Annotated in this window: 15 protein-coding genes; 1 reads left to right on the top strand and 14 read right to left on the bottom strand. The window is 71.4% G+C overall.

From position 1 onward, the window contains the following. Positions 1-65 precede the first annotated feature (65 nt). The 3 genes from EDC50_RS04240 to EDC50_RS04235 form a co-directional block, all read right to left on the bottom strand. On the bottom strand, positions 66-2,429 hold the full coding sequence (locus EDC50_RS04240) for a glycoside hydrolase family 3 protein (protein WP_425477896.1): 2,364 nt from the start codon (positions 2,427-2,429) through the stop codon (positions 66-68). Positions 2,430-3,147: 718 nt separating this feature from the next. After that, complete coding sequence (locus EDC50_RS16785; protein ID WP_277872339.1) at positions 3,148-3,279, bottom strand: hypothetical protein; 132 nt, start codon at positions 3,277-3,279, stop codon at positions 3,148-3,150. 62 nt (positions 3,280-3,341) lie between these two features. Beyond that, positions 3,342-4,769, bottom strand: coding sequence for a sensor histidine kinase (locus EDC50_RS04235; RefSeq protein WP_123769193.1), 1,428 nt, complete (start codon positions 4,767-4,769; stop codon positions 3,342-3,344). A gap of 382 nt (positions 4,770-5,151) precedes the next feature. On the opposite strand from EDC50_RS04235, the gene EDC50_RS04230 reads away from it, so the two are divergent. After that, the gene (locus EDC50_RS04230) at positions 5,152-5,850 is read left to right on the top strand and encodes a response regulator transcription factor (protein ID WP_123769633.1); all 699 of its coding nucleotides are present in this window, start codon (positions 5,152-5,154) and stop codon (positions 5,848-5,850) included. Between the two features lie 101 nt (positions 5,851-5,951). On the opposite strand, the gene EDC50_RS04225 is transcribed toward EDC50_RS04230, so the two are convergent. From EDC50_RS04225 to EDC50_RS04175, 11 genes are all read right to left on the bottom strand, one after another. Next, a complete protein-coding gene (locus EDC50_RS04225) occupies positions 5,952-7,070 on the bottom strand; it encodes a polysaccharide biosynthesis/export family protein (RefSeq protein ID WP_242002954.1) in 1,119 nt (372 codons plus the stop codon). A gap of 292 nt (positions 7,071-7,362) precedes the next feature. Then, positions 7,363-8,118 (bottom strand): YdcF family protein, encoded by a 756-nt coding sequence (locus tag EDC50_RS04220; RefSeq protein ID WP_123769192.1) that lies wholly within the window; start codon positions 8,116-8,118, stop codon positions 7,363-7,365. Positions 8,119-8,124: 6 nt separating this feature from the next. Continuing rightward, complete coding sequence (locus EDC50_RS04215; protein WP_123769191.1) at positions 8,125-9,183, bottom strand: EpsG family protein; 1,059 nt, start codon at positions 9,181-9,183, stop codon at positions 8,125-8,127. After that, entirely contained in the window at positions 9,180-10,097 is a 918-nt protein-coding gene (locus EDC50_RS04210) for a glycosyltransferase family 2 protein (protein ID WP_158635660.1), read from the bottom strand. Before EDC50_RS04210 ends, EDC50_RS04215 begins: the two co-directional genes overlap by 4 nt. Beyond that, entirely contained in the window at positions 10,094-11,260 is a 1,167-nt protein-coding gene (locus EDC50_RS04205) for a polysaccharide pyruvyl transferase family protein (protein ID WP_123769189.1), read from the bottom strand. Before EDC50_RS04205 ends, EDC50_RS04210 begins: the two co-directional genes overlap by 4 nt. Then, complete coding sequence (locus EDC50_RS04200; protein WP_123769188.1) at positions 11,257-12,552, bottom strand: lipopolysaccharide biosynthesis protein; 1,296 nt, start codon at positions 12,550-12,552, stop codon at positions 11,257-11,259. The genes EDC50_RS04205 and EDC50_RS04200 overlap by 4 nt, the downstream gene beginning before the upstream one ends. Then, positions 12,530-13,720, bottom strand: a complete 1,191-nt coding sequence (locus EDC50_RS04195; protein WP_123769187.1) for a glycosyltransferase family 4 protein — start codon at positions 13,718-13,720, stop codon at positions 12,530-12,532. Before EDC50_RS04195 ends, EDC50_RS04200 begins: the two co-directional genes overlap by 23 nt. 305 nt (positions 13,721-14,025) lie before the next feature. Next, positions 14,026-15,168 carry a right-handed parallel beta-helix repeat-containing protein gene (locus EDC50_RS04190; RefSeq protein WP_158635659.1) on the bottom strand — a complete coding sequence of 381 codons (1,143 nt, stop codon included), beginning with the start codon at positions 15,166-15,168 and terminating at the stop codon, positions 14,026-14,028. 583 nt (positions 15,169-15,751) lie between these two features. Further along, the gene (locus EDC50_RS04185; protein WP_123769185.1) at positions 15,752-16,879 is read right to left on the bottom strand and encodes a right-handed parallel beta-helix repeat-containing protein; all 1,128 of its coding nucleotides are present in this window, start codon (positions 16,877-16,879) and stop codon (positions 15,752-15,754) included. Then, the gene (locus EDC50_RS04180; protein ID WP_123769184.1) at positions 16,854-18,302 is read right to left on the bottom strand and encodes an asparagine synthase-related protein; all 1,449 of its coding nucleotides are present in this window, start codon (positions 18,300-18,302) and stop codon (positions 16,854-16,856) included. The genes EDC50_RS04185 and EDC50_RS04180 overlap by 26 nt, the downstream gene beginning before the upstream one ends. A gap of 9 nt (positions 18,303-18,311) precedes the next feature. Next, the gene (locus EDC50_RS04175) at positions 18,312-20,564 is read right to left on the bottom strand and encodes a polysaccharide biosynthesis tyrosine autokinase (RefSeq protein WP_123769183.1); all 2,253 of its coding nucleotides are present in this window, start codon (positions 20,562-20,564) and stop codon (positions 18,312-18,314) included. Positions 20,565-20,623 lie beyond the last annotated feature (59 nt).

The raw sequence follows: 20,623 nt of genomic DNA, 5'->3' as shown, positions 1-20,623 counted from the left end.
GCCGGGCCCTGCAAACCGGCGGCGCCCCCGCGGCCGCGCCTGGCGCGGGCCACGGCCGCGTGCGCTCACTTGCCCTCGGTGCGGTCCGGGCAGGTCGCGCCGGAGGGGTCGGCCATCAGCCGCACTTCGGCGATCGACAACTGCAGCGGCGCGTCGGCGCTCAGCGCGAACGGCTCGAGGATGCCGGCGAGCTTGGCGTCCGGTGCGCTGCGGAAGCAGGCCAGCCGGATCTTGGCGGTGCGCCACTCGCCGGCCGGCGCCGCGGCCAGCAGCGACGTCACGTCGACCGGGCGGCAAGCCGGGCCGCAGCCCAGCGCCATCGTCACCTTGCCCTGCGGCGCCGCATCGACCCGGTACTGCAATTGCAGCGAGACGTCGCCGTTGGCTTGGCGCTCCAGGTCGAGCGGCTTGGCCTCGGGACCGCCGACGATCGCCACGCTCGCCTCGCGTTGGCCGCTCCAGCGCAGCTGGCGGCCGCCCTCCTGGCGGCCCGCCGCATCGACCGCGCGCAGGCTCAGCGCGCCGCTGGCCGAGGCGGCGGCGTTGGTCTCCACCGCGACGGTCCGCCCGCCCTCGCGCAGCACCATCCGCCACGGCGGCGGCGTGCGCCCGTTGAGGTAGTAGTTGCCGGCGTTGGTGGTCGCGGCATTGACGCCGGAGATTTCCGGCAGCGCCGGCACGGTATCGCGCGAGGCGTAGGTCAACCCGTAGCCGAGCGGGAACAGCGGGTCGTAGCCGGGCTGGCCCTTGTTGAGCTCCAGCTGCGCCGCGGTGCGCGGCCAGGAGAACGACAGCCGCCCCTGGAAATCGTGGCGCGGCTTGCCGTCGCGGCCTGCGACCAGCACGTCGGCGATGCCGCCGCCCTCGCTGCCCGGCCACCACGCGGCGACGAAGGCGTCGGAGGCGTTGAGCTCCGGGTTCACCCACAGCGGCCGCCCGGACAGGAACACCGACACCACCGGGATGCCCTGCGCCTTGAGCTTCTTCAGCAGCGCCAGGTCGCGCTTGTCGCCCGGCTGGTGCTCCAGCGTCTGCACGTCGCCGAGGAACTCCGCGTACGGCGCTTCGCCGAACACGACCACGGCGACGTCGGGGCGCTCGGTGAACTCGCCCGCCACGCTCAGTTCGGCGCGGCCGCCACCGGCCTGCAGCGCCTCGCGCAGGCCCTCGTAGATGCTCTGCGCATTGGGGAAGTCGCTGCGCCGGTTGCCGGTACCCTGCCAGGACAGGGTCCAGCCGCCGGACTGCATGCCGACGTCGTCGGCGCCGGGCCCGGCAACCAGCACCTTCGCATCGGGCCGGATCGGCAGCACGCCGCCGTTGTTCTTCAGCAGCACCAGGGTCTTGCGCACAGCCTCGCGCGCGAGCGCGCGGTGCTCCGGCGCGCCGATCAGCTCGGTGCGCCCCTCGAACGGCCGCGCCGGATCGAACAGGCCGAGCCGATGCTTGACCCGCAGGATGCGGCGCACGGCGTCGTCGATGCGCGCGATCGGGATCGCGCCGGAACGCGCCTGCGCCAGGGTGTTCTCGTACAGGCCTTTCCAGCTGTCCGGCGCCATCGCCATGTCGAGGCCGGCGTTGAACGCCGCGGCGCAGTCGGTCGGGGTGCAGCCGGGGACCTGGCCGTGGCCGTTCCAGTCGCCGACGACGAAGCCGTCGAAGCCCATGCGTCCCTTCAGCACGTCGGTGAGCAGGCTGCGGTTGCCGTGCATCTTCACGCCCTGCCAGCTGGAGAACGAGGCCATCACCGTCATCGCCCCGGCCTCGATCGCCTTCGGGTAGCCGGCGTTGTGCACGCGCACCAGCTGCTCCTCGCTGGCGCGATTGTCGCCCTGGTCGACGCCGCCCTCGGTGCCGCCGTCGCCGAGGAAGTGCTTGGCCGACGCGGCCACGCGCCCGCGCTGCAGCGGCCCGCGCAGCCCGGGCTCGCCCTGCAGGCCGGTCACCATCTCGCCGGCGTAGCGGCGCACCAGGTCGGGATCCTCGGAATAGCCCTCGTAGGCGCGGCCCCAGCCGTCGTTCTGCGGCACCGCCAGGGTCGGCCCGAACGCCCAATCGAAGCCGGCCGCGGCGGTTTCCACCGCGGTGGCCTCGCCGATGCGGCGGATCAGCTTCGGGTCGTTGGCCGCGCCGAGGCCGATGTTGTGCGGGAAGATCGTCGCGCCGACCACGTTGTTGTTGCCGTGGACGGCATCGATGCCGAACATCACCGGAATCGGTTCGTGGTCGCCGCGACGCTCCAGCGAGACGGCGCGGAACGCGCGCGCGGTGTCGATCCAGGGCCCGGCCGGCGAGCGGTCGGGGGCGTCCAGCGGCGGCGAACTGCCGCCGGCGAGGATCGAGCCGAGCGGATACCGGCGCAGGTCCTCCGGGCGCACGCTGAGGATGTCGCCCTGGATCATCTGCCCCACCTTCTCCTCCAGGCTCATCTTCGCCAGCAGCGCCTCGACGAAGGCCTCGGTTCGCGCGTCCTCCAGCCCGCGGCTCGCCGCCTCCGGCCAGAGTTCGGGGTGGGCCACGCCGGCGGCGGCTCCGTTCGCAGCGGCCGGAGCTTGCGCAGGCGCCGGCGCGCTGCAGAACAGCAGCGTGACGACGGCCGCGGCGACGGCGCCGGCGCCGGCGCGCGGCTTGACGCGGAGGTCGGACGGAACGGAGCGACGTCGCGGAGCGTTCTCGATCATCGTGGGGATCTCGCATCAGGGCTGGAAGTCCGGCGCTGCCATGTGCCGAAAACTCGCGTGCCGAGGCCGCATGGCCGTCCCGCCGTCCCGGGATGGTATCGGAACCAGGCACGGGCGCACCTTGCCCGGCCGCCGGAGCGTGGCCGCCCGGCCGATGATGATGCCGCAGCGGCGCCGCGTGGAGCCGATTCGTTACCCCGGTAACCATCGCGTCGCGGCCGGCCGCACGGATCGACGCGTCGAAGCGACGTCGAAGCTGGCGGCATGCCGGGCGCGCGCATCCGCCGCGCGTGCGCTAGCCCGCCTTCCGGCGCGATCCACGCGGTGGCCGACCTTCGGCATCCGGCGGCCTGACGGCCGCACGATCGCCGTACCGTTCGCGCGATCGACGCAGCGGGCTCAGGACGGCACCTTTCCTACGCCGTTCCGTGCCGCCCTCCCCCGCGGGAGCGGCCGTGTCGCAGGCTCAATTCGCCTTGCAGGTCGCGCAAGGAAAGATGTAGCCGCTGGCCTGCGGCGCGCCCGGGTCTTCGCCCGGTGCGCTCGGATCGCCGCCGAACAGGGCGAGCACCACGGCCAGAAAATAGGAAGACAGCACGATTTCCCCCTTTCGCTACGGAATGCGGAACCGGAGTGATGCGGCGGGCGCCGCGGGCGCGCTCACGCCTCTTCGGCTTCGCTGCGGACGCCCTCGGCCGCGGCCGTCTCGGCCCGCGCCAGCGGCAAACGGATGCGGAAGGTCGAGCCGCGCCCGGGCGCGCTGTCCACCTCGATGCCGCCGCCTGCGCCGACCACCACGTCGCGCACGACCGCCAGGCCGAGCCCGGTGCCCTGCCCGCTCGGCTTGGTGGTGAAGAACGGCTCGAACACGCGCGCCAGCACCGGCTCGCTCATGCCGCAGCCGGTGTCGCGCAGCTCGATCTCGGCCGTGCCGTCCAGGCTGCGCGCGGACACCGCGAAGCGGCCGCCCTCGGGCATGGCGTGGTCGGCGTTCGCGGCGATATTGAGGACCGCCAGCTCGAAATGGGCGCGGTCGAGGTGGACCGGCAACGGCCGGTCGGGCACGTCCAGCGCCAGTTCGACCGACGAGCGCAGCAATTGGCGCAGCATCGGCCGCATCTCGCGCAGCGCCTCGCTCGCATCGAAGACCGCGGGGCGTGCGATCTCCTGCCGGCTGAAGCTCACCAGCTTCTGGCCGATCGCCGTCGCGCGCCGCGCCGCCGATTCCACCCCGCGCAGGATCCCGCGCATCTCCTCGTCGGGGTCGGCGCGCTTGCCGCGCTCGACGTAGCCCAGGACCAGCCCGAGCAGGTGGTTGAAATCGTGCGCCACGCCGCTGGCCAGCCGGCCCACCGCCTCGACCTTCTGCGCGTGGATCAGCTGGTTCTGCATCCGCTCGCGTTCGGCGATCTCCTCCTGGAGGCGGCGGTTGGCTCGGGCCAGTTCGTTGCCGCGCCGGGTGGCCTCGCCCAGGCTTTCGCGCAGGGCGCGGGCGCTGCGGTCCACCACCACCGCGATCAGCAGCAGGATCACGGCGCTCACCACGCCATCGACGATGAAATCGCTCGGCACCTCGGCGGCCTTCGCTCCGACCGCGATGTCGCGCCAGATGCCGGCCGCGAACGACAGCGTGATCCAGCCGTACATCAGCCACAGGGCGCCCGGGCCCAGCATCAGCCCGGCGACGATCAGCCAGATCATCTGCACCGGCTGCTCGTAGCGGTTCGCGTCGAAGCCGTTGCCCGCGTACGACAGCATCATCACCACCGCGACCGCGCCCAGGAACTGCAGCAGCGCCCAGCGGAACCGGCCGCGCCGGATCAGGAAGAAGCTGAAAAGCGACACCGCGCTGAGCGACAGGCTCAGCGCCAGGCTGTAGGTTTCCCACCCGCGCCAGGGAATCGTGCTCAGCGCGATGCGGTAGCCCCACAGCAGGGGCGGCGCGAGCCCGAGCAGCAGCAGCACGATCTGCAGCATCGGCGCGTTGCGCCGGTCCACGGGGTCGTCGATCGGAACGCGCGTCAGCCAGCCGGCGACGGTGCGCCAAACGGCGAGGCCGCTGGCGCCGCCTGCGGTAGGACCGGACATGGTGCTCCCCTAACGATCACCGGCTGGCTTTCGGCTCGCCGGCAGTGCCGTCACTATAAGCGCAGGCGCCGGTGCCGCAAAGCCTCGGGGCCTGTTCTCGCGTTGGCCGCTCCGGCGCGCCTGCGACACCCAAGCCGATCGACCTCGATCAGACGCGTTACATACACGTTTCGTGAATTCCCGCGCGGCCTGCCGATGCCGGCTTCGGCGCACGCGCTCGCCGAGCGCGCACGTCAAGCTGACCGAGTTCATAACGTTTTCGCGTTCAGGACATGACAGGGGAACGCCGATCGGCTATTCAGTTGCACGGAGAGATCGTACGCCGGTGCGCAGCGTTCGCTGGAACGCCCGCCGCGCGCGCGGAGATGGGCTTGGGGAGTACATGAGCAGCGAACGTTGGGTCCTCGTGGTCGAGGACGATCCGGAAATGCGCGAGGAGATCCTGATACCGGGATTGCGCGACCGGGGATTCGAGCGTCTGGTCGGCGTCGGCAGTGCGATCGAGACCTACCGGGCGGTGCTGGCGCGGGATTTCTCCATGTTCGTGCTCGACATCGGCCTGCCCGACGAGGATGGCTTCGCGGTCGCGCGCCATCTGCGCGCCAATTCCGACGCCGGCATCGTGATGCTGACCGGACGTGTCGGCAACGCCGAGCAGGTGCACGGTCTGGAAACCGGCGCCGACGCCTACCTCGCCAAGCCGGTGGATCTCGACATCCTCGCCGCGACCCTGCGCAGCGTGATGCGGCGCCTCGAGCCGCGGCCGGCGGCCGGCACGGCCGCGACCGACCGCTCCGGCTGGCGCGTCGACGAAACCTGGAGCCTGGTCGGGCCGCACGGCGGCATCGTGCGCCTGACCCACCTGGAATATCTGCTGGCCAGCCTGCTGTTCGCCCGGGCCGGCCAGACCGTCACGCGCGAAACCATCATCGCCTGCCTGTCGCGCGACATCCATGCCTTCGATCCGCATCGGCTGGAAATGCTGGTGCACCGCCTCCGGCGCAAGGTGCTCAAGGCGTTCGGCCACGAGCTGCCCCTGAGCTCGGTGCGCGGCGTCGGCTACGTACTCACCTTGCGCTGAGCGCCGCGCAAGCGAAGGCGCGAGCGGCCGCGGGGCCGCTCGCGCCTGGCATCGCCGGGTCGCCTACACCGGGAACGCCGCGGGTCGCGCCAGGCTCCGGCTCAATTGCCGCGATTGCCGAAGTTGTACTGCGCCGAGGCGGTGTTGCTGATCAGGCCGGACAGCGGCAGCAACTGGCTCAAGAAGCGGTTCCAGCGGGTGACGCCGGCCGCGCCGACCCAGACCACGTCGCCCGGCTGCAGCGAGAAGCGGTCCGCCAGCGCGAACGACGACGGCGAACTCGCGTCGAGGTGGTAGACCGTCGCCGGCTTGTTCTGCTTCTGCGCCATGTCCATGCCGCGGATCACGTACACCGCCTCGCCCTTGGCGGTGACCGGGTTGAGGCCGCCGCTGCGGCCCAGCGCCTGGCTGAGGCTCATGCCCGAGGTCTTGAAGGTGATCGCCTGCGGGCGCAGCACCTCGCCCACCACGTACACCTCCTTGCGGTCGTTGTAGGGCAGGAACAGCCGGTCGCCGGGCTTGAGATAGATCTCGGACGCGGAGGACTCGTTGCGCGACAGCGCGTCCAGGTCGATGCGGTAGTCCTTGCCGTCGCGGGTCAGCACCAGGCCGGACAGGTCGGCCTGCTCGGTGTCGACGCGGGCGCGGCCGATCGCCTGCGACAGGGTCAGCGGCACCGTGGTGACCTGCTGCGGCGTGGTGTCGACGAACGCGCCCTGCAGCGTGACCCGGCTGCCGTAGCCGACCACGTTGACGTCGACCTGCGGGCTGCGCAGGTAGGTGCTCAAGCGGGCCACCAGTTTGTCGCGCAGTTCCTCGACGGTCATGCCGGCGACGTTGAGATTGCCCGCGTAGGGGAAGAAGAACGACCCGTCCGGCTTCACCAAGCGGCCGTTGGTGACCGCCTGCTGCTCGGTGCCGGCCGGCGTGGTCAGCTCCGGATGGTCCCACACCGTCACCAGCAGCGTGTCGCCCGGGTTGATCCGGTAGGACTCGGGACGGTAGTCGACCAGCTCGCGCGGCAGGCCCGATTCGGCTTGCGCGGGCGCGCTGGCGAGCAGGTCCGGCGTGATCGGAACCAGGTTCACGTCGCCGCTCTTGATGAGTTGGTCGCCGGCGCCGGACGCGTACATGGAGTGGGTGGCGCAGCCGCCGAGCAAGACCGCGCTGACCGCGATCGCACAGACGCGGATGGCACTGGCACGGATGACGGTGTTCAAGTTGCAGCCCTCGAATTGGCGGCGCCGCAAGCCCCCGCGTCCTGCGGACACGGCGCCGGAATGGACGTCCGCGACCCGCCGCGGCGAGGCCTTGGCCGGAGTCGCTGCGGCAAGCCTAGTGAGCGGCCTGCGTGGGCCGCGTGAGGACGCCGTTGGCCGCGGCGGCGCGTTCAGAGAGCAGCCAGCCGCCACCTCCTTGGGTGCACCGCCCGCAGGGAGCCGGGATGCGGGCACGTGCGCCCTGGCCGGCGGGACTTCGAACGCCCCCGTCCTCCCCGCGCGGGATATCGGCTCAGCCGGCCAGATGAACGGCCGCGAGCCCGGCCAACTCCTTCAACGCGCGCCCGCTGCGCCACAGCGCGCTGCGCGAGGGCAGCCAGCGCTCCCGCCATGAGGCGCGCGTCGCGCGCTCGGGCACGGGCACCGGAATCGCCTCGATCCCGGCCTGGCGGAACAGCAGGCTGGCGCGCGGCATGTGCAGCGCCGAGGTCACCAGCAGCACCCGGTGCACGCCGTGCTGCTCGGCCAGTTCGGCGGTGTAGCGCGCGTTGTCGCGGGTGTCGCGGCTGCGTTCCTCCAGCACCAGCGCGGATTCGGGGACGCCCAGCCGGGCGATCGCCGCGGCCATGCGTCGCGCCTCGGTGATGCCGCCCTCGCCCCCGCCGGACAGGATCACGATCGGCGCGCGCCCCGCCAGCCAGGCGCGCGCGCCGGCGGCCAGGCGGCTGCTGCGCAACTGCTCCGGGCGCACGTCCGGCCGGTCCAGCCAGCCGTAGCGCGCCCCGCCGCCCAGCACGACGATCGCGTCCGCGCGCGGCAGTTCGGCCTCGTCCACGACCGGATAGCGGCTCTCGAGCAGCCCGCGCAGCCAGTCCGACGCGCTCGGCAGCGACCACAGGCCCGACCAGCCCAGCGCGACCGCGAGCATCAGCGCGCCCAGCCTGCGCCAGTGCAGCAGCGCGGCCAGCGCGGCGCAGGCCAGCAACCAGAACGACAGCGCGGGGGGATAGGTGAGCCCGACCAGGAACTCCTGCAGGAACGACGGCATGGACGATCAGATCACGATCTCGCGGGTGACGAGGAAATACAGCACCGGGCAGGCCGCGACCAGGCCGAAGCGGATCAGCAGCGGCTGGCGCAGCGGCGCGAGCCGGCTGTGGCACAGCACCGCGGCCAGGATCAGCGACACGCTGATCCAGCCCGGCAGCAGATAGCGGTTGGAGAAGTAGCCCCAGCCGATCGCGAAGAACGGCAGCAGCATCACCAGGTAGGCCTCGGTGCTTCGGCGGATGGCGTCGCGGTACTCGCCGCGCACCAGCGGCAGCAGCATCTGCGCCAGCACGTACCAGAAGAACGAGAACACGGCGAAGTCCGGGCGCACGCCGATGCGGTAGTGCGCGTTCGGCGTGTACTCCATCACCATCGTGTGCAGCGCCGGCAGGAGCGCCTGCACCAGGATCTGCGACAGGCCGGAGACGTAGACCAGGAACGCGGCCACCGCCAGCACGCGCTGCCAGCCGCCGCTCAGCAGCAACGCCGGTACGCAGGCCAGGTACAGCAGCGAGGACAGGTGCAGGCTGGTCGCGACGGCGCCATAGGCCAGGAACGCCCACCAGCGGCGCTGCTGGAAGCACAGCAGCGCGGCGAACACCAGCGGCGCGGCCATGCCCTGGCGCATCGCGTTGATCGAGCCGTTGACGAACATCGGCGAGACGAACAGCAGCATCAACGCCGCGCTGAGCAGGGTCAGGTAGCCGCGCCCGCCGCCAAGGTAGCGATGGTAGGTCCGGGTCGCCGCCGCCACCGCGAGCAGCAGCAGCGCGAACATCGCGGTCAGGTAGCCGTTCGCGTCCAGGCCGAGCTTGCGCAGCAGGTAGGTGACCAGGACGAAGCCGGCCTCGAGCCGGGTCTCGATCGGCTGCTGGCCGATGCTGAGGAAGAAACCGGCATACACGCGGGTGTCCGTGCCGACGTCGAGCCCGCGCCCGCCCACCACCCAGCAACCGTACGCGGCCACCGCGAGCAGCAACAGCAGGCTTAAGGCCGCGCCGGCGACCAGGTCCTCGCTGCGCCGTGCGGGCGGGAACGCGTCGATGGCCTCGCCGCGGATCATGGCGTCGCCTCCATGCCGCGGCTGCGGCGCAGGGTCAAGAGGACGCGGCGGCGCGCGCGCCGCAGGATGCCGAACGCGCGCGCGAGCCAGTGCTCGCCGCGGCTCACCAGGCCCTGGCGCAGCAGCTCGCGCCGCACTTCGCGCCCGGCGCGGTGCATCGCCTCGAGGTCGCCGCTGAGCCCGCCGGCGCCGTAGGTCGGCTTGTGCCAGTAGGCGAGCGTGCGGTCGAGCTTGGCGCAGCGGTAGCCCGAAAAACCGATCTGCGCCCACAGCAGGAAGTCCTCGACGCGGCGGAAGTTCTCGTCGAAGCGGAACGGCAAGTCGCGGCGCAGCACCACCGAGGCGGTCGGAAACGGATTGTTGAGCAGCAGCCGGCGGCGCCCGACCAGGCGCAGGCGCGGCTCGCCCGCCGGCTGCGGCGGCAGCGGCGCGCCACGCTCGCGCACTTCCATGCGGTGGGCGATCAGCGCGATCTGCGGGTCGGCGCGCAGCGCCCGCATCTGCAGCTCCAGCTTCCGCGGCGCCCAGGTGTCGTCGGCATCGAGGAAGGCCACGTACTCCTGGGTGGCGCGCTCCCAGCCCGCGTTGCGCGCGCGCGAGGGCCCGCCGTTGCGCGGCAGCGCGACCACTTCGATCCAGCCCGGCGGATACGTCGCCGCCAGCGCATGCAGCGCGCCCAGGGTGCCGTCGCCGCTGCAGTCGTCGACCAGCAGCACCTGCGCCGGCGGCAGCGTCTGCGCCGCGATCGAAGCGACCGCGTCGCCGATGGTGTCGCGGCAGCGGTAGCAGGGAACCACCACGCTGACCGGCGCGCGCGCCGCGGTGCGCAACGCCTGCGCGCGGGCGGCGCCGGTGGCGGGCGCGGTCGCGTCGGTGGCGACCGGTTCGGAGGTGATCGCGTCGGGTTCGGTCATATCGGTGCCGGTTGCAAGGATTCGCACTGCGCCCATGGCGCGCATTTGAATATGTCTTGCGCCTGGCCGGCGTATATCTCGCGTGAAAGCGCCGGCCGTCCGTCGCCTGCGAGCATGGCCGCGAAGGCCTCGCCGAACGCGGCGGCGTCGTGGCGCTGCGCGGTGATCCGCTGCAGCGGGCCCAGGCCGATGTCGTCGGCGAAGTCGCGGCACTTCGGGTGGTAGTCGATGATCGTGAACGGCACGCCGTACAGGTACGACACGATCGCCCCGTGCAGGCGCGCGCTGACGAACGCATCGCAGGCGGCGATCTCGCGCGCCAGCGCCAGCGGCCCCATGCCCCGGTAGCGCACGCGGCGGCTGAGCACCCCGCTCTCGCCCAGCGCCCGCTGCAGCGCGTCGCCCAAGGCGACGTCGCCGTGGGTCGGATGCTCGTTCAGGCTGAACACGTCCACCTGCAACGGGAAGCGCGCCGCCAGCTGCTTCAGCGCCTGTACCAGCGCCGCGTGCGTGGCCACGCGCTCCGGCACCGGGTAGCCGTCCTTGGCGCCGTAGTTGCACGGCGCCAGGCCGATGCGCAGGCGTCGCCCGGCGACCTGCGGCGGTCGCGGCGCCGGCGCCAGCAGCGGCAGCAACCCGGCCAGGTCGCGGCCGCGGTGGGCGATCTCGCCCACGCCCATGCGCTGCGCGGCTTCGTAGGAACGCGCGTCGCGCACCGCCAGGTAACGGAACTGCGAGACGAACTCGGCCGCGTGCGCTTCCTCGGCGGCATTGGCGAACGGCCCGATCGACACGCCCACCGCGGCCAGCTGCAGCCCCCGGTAGCGCCGCGCCGCCAGCATCAGCGGCTTGCGGAACGACTCGCGCGCGGTGATCACCGAGCCGCCGCCCATCACCAGCACGTCGGTACCGGCGACGGCACGCAGGAAGCTGTACAGCCGGCTCGCCTTGCCCCCCGCGCCGGTGGCGCCGTACAACGACGCCGGGTACCAGCGCGGCATGGTGCTGCGGCACCCGCTCTCGGCCAGGCGCGGGCCGACCAGCAGCGGCTCGCCGTCCCAGTAGCGCCGCGCCGCAGCCGCGCAAAGCACGCCGAACAGATCGTCGCCGAAGTTGCGCATGCCGTAGTAGCCGGTGAAGCCCACCTTCAATCGCGCGCTCATGCCGTCGCCTCCGGCCGCGGAATGCGGCGCACGCCCAGGTACATCGCCAGCAGCAGCAGCAGCTCGGCCAGGACCGTGGCCGCGGCTGCGCCGAGCTCGGCGTAGAACGGGATCAGCAGCAGGTTCAGTCCGACGGCGGCCGCGGTCGCCGCCGCCATCGCCAGCACTCGGTAGCGCATGTGATCGGAGGTCAGGAGAGCGGAACCGACCGCGGTCGAGAGGAAGCGGATCGGCACGCACAAGGCCAGCACCATCAGGATCGCGGCGACGCCGCGGTAGGCCTCGCCGAACGCCAGCGGCACCAGCAGCGGGGCGGCGACGGCCAGCGCCAGCCCGACCGCGAGCCCGGACAGCAGCATCGCCCAGTTGCCGCGGCGGTACACGCGCCAGAACTTGTCGACCTCGTGCACCGCCCAGCGGTGCAGCTTCGACAGCAGGAACTTCTGGTACACCGTGGCCGGCAGCAGGTAGATCGCGGTCATCACCGCCAGCGCGATGCCGTAGCGGCCGGCCTGCGCGTCGCCGCCGAGATACTTCAGCAGCACCGTGCTGACCTGGAAGAACACCGGGTACAGCACCGCCGCCACGCCGTAGGCCCAGGCCTCGGCGCACAGGCGCATCACGCCCGGGTTCGGCGCCGGCGCGAAGTCGGCAGGGCGCGGCCCGTGGCCGCGCAACTGCATTCCGCCGCGCAGCATCGCCCGCAGCTGCGGCAACGCCAGCGCCACCGCCAGCAACGCGACCGCGCAGTAGCCGAGCGTGGCCGACACCACGCCCGCCGAGGGGATCAGCACCACCAGCACCGCGACCAGCAACCGCCCGGCCGGCATCAGCATCTGCCAGCCGGCGAGCGCGCCGTAGCGCTCCTCCAGGCGCAGCTTGCTGCCGACCAGGTCGATCGCGAGCATGCCCAGGATCACCGGCGACAGCGCCAGCAGCGCGGCCCGGGTCGGCGCGTCGACCGGCCCGCCGCGCAGCGCCCAGACCAGCACGATCGCGAACGCCGCCGCGGTGCTCAGCACGGTGAAGCGCAACGACGGCCGCAGCCAGCGGTCGGCGCCCCAGCCTTCCGCGCCGTAGGCCTTGAGCCGGAACTGCGACAGGCCGAAGCCGGCCAGCGGCGCGACCATGGTCACCGTCGCCAGCGACGAGGCGAACAGGCCGTATTCCGGCGGGCCCAGGCGCCGCGCCAGCAGCATCTGCGCCAGGAAGACCATGGCCGCGCCGGCCGCGGTGGCCAGCCAGAGCAGGCCGATCGCGGCGGCCGCGTTACGCCAGGCGCGCGGGATCATGGGTCGCCGCCATCGCGGGCGCGGCCGGCAGCGGCGCGCGCAGCAGTTCGCCGTATACCTCGAGCGTGCGCTCGATCACCAGGCGCTCGTCGAAGTGCTGCAACGCGCGCTGGCGCGCCGCGTCGCCGAGCCGGCGCAGCAGTGCACGGTCGTCGTCCAGCCGCGCGAGCGCGGCGGCCAGCGAAGCCGCGTCGCGCGGCGCCACGTGCAGACCGTCCACGCCGTCGCGGGCCACCACTTCGCGACATCCCGGCAGGTTGGTCGTCACCAGCGCCAGGCCGCTGGCCGCGCCTTCGATCAGGCTCTTCGGCACGCCTTCGCGGTAATAGCTGGGCAAGGCCATCACGTCGACGGTATGCAGCAGCGCCGGCATGTCGTCGACGTGGCCGAGCCATCGCAGCCGGCCCTCCTTCTGCCAGGCTTCGACCTCGGCGCGTTCGATCGTGTGCGGATTGCCCGGATCGGGCTGCCCCGCGAGCAGGAACTCGACGTCCCGGCCCTGCCCGCGCAACAACGCGGCGGCGCCGGCGAACTCGCGCACGCCCTTCTCCTGCACCAGCCGCGCCGCGAGCAGCACGCGCAGCGGCCGCCGCGCGCCGTCGTCGCGCGGCGGCGGGTGGAAGCGCTCGGTGTTGACGCCGGAGCTCCGGATCAGCCGCATGCGCTCCGGGGCCACCAGGCGTGCGGCGGCGAGCGCCTCGGCGTCGTCGCCGTTCTGCAGGATCACCCGCGAGTTTCCGCCGTCGAGCGCGCAGCGCATCAGCGCGCTGACCACCGGCCGGAGCAGCCGCGCCTTCGGCGTGTCGCTGGTGAACACGTAGCCCAGCCCGGTGACGGCGTTCACCACCGCCGGCACCCGCGCCACGCGCGCGGCAAGCGCGCCGTACACCGCGCACTTGACGGTGAAGTTGTGCAGCAGGTCCGGCCTCTCCTCGCGCAGCACGCGCGCCAGGTGGCGCACCGTCCAGCTTTCGCGCAGCGGATTGAGGCTCGCGCGGTCCATCGGCAGGGTGATCCAGCGGATGCCGTGCTTGGCGAAGCGCGGGCCGAACTCGCCCGGCGGCGACAGCATCACGGGTTCGACGCCGTGCGCCTTCAGGCGCAGCGCGGTCGAGAGACGGAAGTTGTACAGGTACCAATCGGTGTTGGCGAAAAGGACGAATCGCATCGGCCCCTCTTCGCACCTCGTCCGCAATGCGCAGCTGCGGCTGGGCGCGCTTCGTTATTGGAAGTTCTTGTGCGCCGCACGATTGTATTCAGCGCTTTCCCCGGGCCTTCCACGCGCCCCTCACGTCGCACAGCGTTGAATGAACGGGGCGGATGGCATGAAAAAACCGCCTGCGCTTTCGCGCAGGCGGTCGTGGGCGTTGCCTTTGGCGGTGCGCGGGAGCGCATCGCTTCTTGTCATGCGTCCCGCCCGCCGTTTCCGGCGAACCGCGTCGCTGCGGTGCCGTCCGGCACCTGGATGCCGCCTTACTTGGCGTAGTTGTTGCTCGTCACCCGGATGTCGGAGCAGTCGCTGCCGGCCTGGATGTGCGCGCCGTTGCCGTAGTTGCCGCCGACCAGGCCGGTCATCGACTTGTACACCGGCGTGCCGCTGTTCACCCCGTGCATGCGGGTGTGGTTGTTCCAGAACGAGTTGCCGCTGACCTGGTAGGTGCGCGTGCCGTTGCGGAACATCACGCCCATCAGGTAGTTGTGCTCGAACTTGTTGAGCGCCACGTAGCCGCTCGCCGTGCTCTGCGCCAGCAAGCCGTAGCCGCCGTTGTACGAGAAGGTGTTGCGGCGGTAGGTCACGCCGGAAGCCTTCTTGTAGCAAAGGATGCCGTTGCTCTGGTTGCGGGTGATCAGGCAGTTCTCGATGTGGATGTTCAACGCGGTCCCGGCATCGGTGGTATCCGGCTCGATGTCGATGCCGCAGGCGAACGACAGCCCGCGGTTGTAGCTGAACTCGCTGTCGTACACGCGGATATTGCTGCAACGGCCGATGGTCAGGCCGTGGCGGCGGTTGCCGGTGCTGACCACGTTCGCGATCACCACGTCGTAGGAACTGATCGACGGCTTGTTCAGCACCATCGCGGCACCGATCGAGATGCCGTCGCCCCAGCACTTGGAGATGCGGATGTCGCGGATGGTCACGCGCGACGAACCGCGCACCATGATGCCGTGGCCCCACTCGCCGGTGGTGCCGAGATGGTTGTCGCGGTCGCCGACGATCTGGCCGCCGGAGATCTCCACGTCGCTGACCTTGTAGACCATCAGCACGTAGGCGCGTTCGGCGTCGTTGCGCTTGGCGACGAGCTTGGCGCCCGAAGCCATCTGCAGGTGCGTCTTGCTGCGCAGGTACACCTTCTTCACCGGGTCGATCACGTAGGTGCCGTCCGGCACGTACACCGTGCCGCCGCCGCTCGGCAGGGCGTCGATTGCGGCCTGGAACGCGGCGGTGTCGTCATGCACGCCGTCGCCGTAGGCGCCGCGGTTGCGCACGTTGATCGTCGCGCTGCCGCGGGCGCGGACCGGCGGGTCGTAGGCGTTGGAGGTGCTGGCGCCGGTGGCGGCGAAGACGCTGCGCGGGATGCCGGTGGCGGCGACCGCGGCCGGGACGGCCAGCAGCATGGACTTGCGGAGAAATTGGCGACGAGGCATCCCAGCCTCGCGCACGATGTGCACGAGTTCGTTTACTTTCACAGTTGGCCCTTTCTGGGGTATGCCGGCCCGTCGTTCAGCGCGGCGGGGTCATCCAAAAATCACGTCACGTCGACTTTCGTGACTGGCGGCAATCTACCCGAACCGACATGAACCGCAGCGGGGCATTCGCGTATTTGTGAGCGCGCGCAAGTCTCCGGCACTGAACGATTCAGTCCGCCCCCTGTTCAACTTGATGACTACGGCAAGAGCACGAACGCGCTGCGCGAAATGAACGCGCAGCGCCGCGCTCGAGCGCGAAAATCCGGTCGCGCGGGTCCTGGCGAATGACCGCGGTCTGCCGCGCATCCCTGTCGAGGCGGGATCAAGAACCGCGGGCCGGAACATAAACGAACGCGACGGGGAGCGCAAAATCGCGGGCGTTGAGCCGCGCTAGGCGGCGCCGAGCGCCCGGCGCAGCACGGAACATGCGCGGGACACCGCGGACAGCGCCTGCGGACGCATGCCGCGCATGCGCAAGCGCGGCATGCAACGGCGTACGGATGGACGGCTCTCAGTCGGCGAACCGGTTGTCGTCGCCGATCCGCACCGCAGGCACGCCCTTGGCGACCGACACGTGCCGCACGCGCGGGGCCGCGGCGGCGCGCGTCGCGTTGCGGCGCCGTTGCGCGGCGTTCCCCGCGAAGCGGTTGCCCTTGATCTCGATGCCGCGCGATCCGGGCCGCACGCCGACGCCGGCCAGGCCGTTGTCGCGGATGTGGTTGCCGTCGAGCACGCAATCGGCGGCGCCGATCACGGCGATGCCGTAGCCGCGGTTGCCGGCGATCTCGCAGTCGCGCACGATCGCGCGCGACACCCGCTTGTACAGCTGGATGCCGGCGCCCTGGTTGGCGCGCGCCCGGCAGTTCTCGATCAGCACGTCCTCGGTGATGTCGCCTGCATCCGGCTCCACGTCGATCCCGCAGGCCGGCAGGGTGCCGTAGGTCTCGCTGAACTCGGAGTCGTACACGCGCACCTGGCGCGAGCGGCCGATGGTCAGGCCCTGGCGGCGGTTGCCCAGGCAGACCACGTTGGCGATCACCACGTCGCGGCTGGGCCGCACCGGCCGGCCGCGCCCCGATTGGCCGCCGATCGAGATGCCGTCGCCCCAGCACTTGGACAGGCGCATGTCGTGCACGGTCACCCCGGTGCTGCCGCGGATCATGATGCCGTGGCCCCACTCGCCGCTGGTGCCGAGGTGGCGATCGCGCTCGCCGACGATCTCGCCACCCGAGATCTCGACCTGCTCCACGCCCTCCACGTTGAGCACGTAGGCGCGCTCGGCCGCGTTCGGGCGTGCCCGCAGGCGCGCGCCGGCAGCGAGCTGCAGATGCATCCGTCCGCGCAACTGCACGCCCCGTACCGGATCGATCAGATAGTCGCCGGCCGGCACCTGGACCACGCCGCCGTCGGGCGGCAGGGCGTCGATCGCGGCCTGGAACGCGGCGGTGTCGTCGCGGACGCCGTCGCCGCGGGCGCCGTGCGCGCGCACGTCGATCCGCGCCGCGCCGCGTTCGCGCGCCGGCAGCGGTCGCGCCCACACCGCCTGCGCCGGCACCAGCAGCGCCAGGGCGCCGGCGGCGCCACCGAGGAAACGCCGGCGTCCCGCGCGCGCCTCAGGCGCCGACCAGTTCGCGCCCATGCGCCTCCACCATCCGTTCGGGCACCGCCACCGGCGCGACCGCGCGCTCGACCAGCCATGGCAGCACGATCGCCAGCAGGTAGAACTTCGAAGCGTGGTACTTGTTGTCGAGGCGGCGGCGGTTGCGGTCCAGCCAACGCGGCGCGCCCGGCAGCAGGTCGCGCGCCTGGTCGGCGAAATCGCGCACCCGGTCGAAGCGCGCCGCCGCCAGCCCGCACAGGTCGAAGCGGAAGCTGCCCTTGCGCTGCACGTAGGGCAACTCGCGGAAGCGCGTGGCGATGTGGCTGCGGATCAGCAGCTTGTTGACCTTGGTGGTCGGGTCGACCTTCTGGTAGCGCGGCACCTCGTGGTGGATCCATTCGCGCAGGTCGCGGTCGCAGAACGGGTACGCCGCGTCCAGTCCGAGCGCACTGGCGGTGTACAGACCCTTGGCGAAGGCGCCCGCGGAGCCGGCGATCGACATCGACATGTCGCGCCATTCCCAGGAGGTGGTGGCGCTGGCGATCTCCTCCTTGAACAACTCCAGCCGCTGCCGCGACTGCCGCGAAATGCCGCGGCCGAACAGTTCGTCCACTTCCGCGTCGGTGAAGCGGGAGCCGGGGAAGACCCGCTCGATCGGGTTCATCTGCAGCGTACCGAGCACGAAGCACAGCTCGAAGCTGCGCTCGACCAGCGGCAGCTCGGCCAGCCAGCCCGGCAGGCGCAATCCGCGCGCCAGCCGCGCCAGCAACCATTGCTGGCGGTTCATCGGCGTGCCGAAGTAGCTGTCGGCGCCAAGGCCGTCGATCATGCCATCGCCGCCGCGCGCGGCGATCTCCGTGGCCAGGTCGACGTAGGACAGCAGCGCGAAGTCCGCGGTCAGCAGCGGCATGCGCCGCGCCACCGCGAGATAGCGGTCGTAGGCGCGGCCCGGGTCGCAGACCAGGGTCTCGTGGCGCAGGCCGAGCGCCGTGGCGACGTGGGTGGCCGAGTCGGTTTCGTTCTCCTCGCGTCCGCCCAGGTAGGTGATGCAGACGGCGTCCGGGCGCGCATCGGCGATCGCGATCGCCAGCGTGGTCGAATCCTTGCCGCCGCTCTGCAGCAGCCACGGGGAGCGCATCCGCGCGCAGCTGCGGCTCACCGCCTCGCACAACAGGCGATGGTAGAGGCCGACCCAGTCCCGCTCCTCGCTGACCCGCTCCGGCACCTCGCCCGCGTTGCGGAACTTGAAGCGGAACTTCGGCGCCGTGTGCATGTCGTCGCCCGGGCAGAAGCCGAAGGTGACCAGCTTGACGCCCTGGTAGATCGAATGCGGCGGATAGACGAAGGCGTTGCGCAGCAGGTCGGCCACCGACACCGGGTCGATGTCCCCGCGCGCCCCGCCTTCCTGGACCAGCGCCGAGAAATCCGGCGTGCCGTAGTAAGGCGACATCGTGATCTGCATGGGCCTTCCTTAGCGGCTCGCCTGGGCGGGTAGCGAGTGGTACTCGTAGTAGCTGTAGGTGTAGTGCCCGGCGCCGCGCTTCTGCACGCCGTTGAAGATCGCGCCCTTCACCTCCACGCCGTTCTGCTCCAGGCGCTGCTTGGCCAGGGCGATCTCGCGCTGCTGGTTCAGGCCCCAGCGCACCACCATCAGGCAGCTGCCGACGTGGTGGCCGATCACGATCGCGTCGGTCACCGCCAGCACCGGCGGCGTGTCGATGATGATGATGTCGTACTCGCCCGACAGTCGTTGCAGCAGTTCGCGGAAGCGATCGTGCATCAGCAGTTCGGACGGGTTCGGCGGGGTCGCGCCCCGCGAGATGAACGACAGGTTGTCCGCGCCCGGCACGCGCCGGATCGCCTCGTCGAGCGGGATCTGCCCGGCGATCAGTTCGGACAGGCCGCCCTCCGAGCGCACGCCAACGGCGTCGTGCAAGGTGCCGCGGCGCATGTCGGCGTCCACCAGCAGCACGCGCTGCCCGGTCTGGGCGATGGTGACCGCCAGATTGGCGCAGACGAAGGTCTTGCCGACGCCGGGGCTGGGCGCGGCGATCATCAGCAGGTTGTTCTTGGTCTTCAGGCGGGCGAAGTGCAGGCTGGTGCGCAGCGTGCGCAGGGCCTCCATCGCCAGGTCGGTGGGCGCGCGCAGCGCGAGCAGGCGCTGGCCGTCGCGGAAATTGCGGCCCGACTGCAAGGCCAGTTCCCGCCCCTTCTCGCTGAACGGAATCGAGGCGTATACCGGCAGGCCGAGCAGCTCGACGTCGGCGGGGTCCTCGATGCCGCGGCGGAACATCTGCCGCACCAGCACGAACGCGACCGACAGCATCGCGCCGAGCAGCGCGGCGCCGGCCAGCACCGGCAACGGCTTCGGCCAGGCCGGGCTGTCCAGGCGCACCGCGGCCGGATCGATCACGCGCGCGTTGCCGACCGCGCTCTCGCGGGCGATGTTCAGCTGCTGCGCCTGGTCGAGCAGGTTGGCGTAGGTCTGGTTGATGACCTCCACGTCGCGGGTGAGCCGGAACAGGCCCTGCTGGGTCTCCGGCAGCTGCCGCAGGCGCGCCAGCAAGGCGCCCTTCTCCCGTTCGAACTGGGAGATCTGCTGCGCGACCGCGCGGTAGGCCGGGTGCGCCGGCGTGTAGCGGCTGCCCAGATCGGCCTGCTGCACGCGCAGCTGGCGGATGTTGGTGTCCAGCGCCACCGCCTGGTTCAGCAGCGCCTCGTTCTGCACGTTGACGTCGAGGGTCTGGTGGCGGGTCTGGAACTCGCGCAGCGCGGCCTGGGCCTCGGCCAGCTGGCGGCGCACGTTAGGCAGCTGCTCGGTGACGAACTTCAGCCGCTTGGCCGCCTCGGCCGAGTTGCGCGCCACGTTCTGGTGCACGTAGGACTCGGTGATCTGCTCGAGCACCTGGCGCGCGCGGATCGGGTCCGCATTGGCGTAGCGCAGCGCGATGATGCCGGAACTGCGCCCCTGCTCGGCGACCTCGATGTCGCCCTTGAGCGCGTCGAGGATCACCAGCGAGTTGAGCTTGGTCACGGTGAAGCGCATGCCCGGGTTGGCGCGCAGCGTCCTGATGTCGGCGATCACGCCGCCGGCCGCCGCGGTGGTGCCGGCGCGCCCTTGCAGCAGCTCGTTGCCGTTGGCGTCGTATAGCGTGTAGTGGCCGTTCTGGCCGGCGACCAGCTGCATCGGCACGTCGATCAGCTCGTCGGGCACCTCGAGCCGGGCGACCTCCACCTTCTCGCCGCCCCAGCCGTAGCGGCTCAGGCCGAACCAGGGGCTGGACACCTGGCCCGGATTCGCGCCTTGGAACTGGCGCGCGACGAAATCGCCGAACAGCGGGAACCGCGCCGGTTCCACGCGCACGTCCAGGCCGAGCTTCTGCACCGCTTCGCCCAGCACCCGGCGCGAGGTCAGCAGCTGCATCTCGGTGGAGGCCGCCGCCGGATCGGCCGGAGGCCCCTGCAGGTTGGACGGGTTGTTCACCCCGGGCACGGTCGGCGGCCGCGCTTCCACCTGGACCACGGCACTGGCCTCGTACTTGGGCGTGGCCACGATCAGGTAGGCGGCACCGAACAGCAGGAACAACGCGGTGCCGAACAGGATCAGCCGCTTGTTGTCGGTCAGCGTGGTGACCATGGTCGGCAGGTCGATGTCGTCGTCGCGCGCGATCGGCGTCGCCGCGTGGACATGCGATTCCGTCCGGGTAATCAGATGCGTTGCCATGGGGTCGTCTTCACCGGTTGAGAATGATCGGTTTCCATCGGACTGCCGCCGGCGGCGCT

Source organism: Vulcaniibacterium tengchongense (assembly GCF_003814555.1).
GTDB lineage: Bacteria > Pseudomonadota > Gammaproteobacteria > Xanthomonadales > Xanthomonadaceae > Vulcaniibacterium > Vulcaniibacterium tengchongense.
The sequence above is the reverse complement of the archived record's forward strand: the minus strand, read 5'-3'. Positions and strand labels throughout refer to the sequence as shown.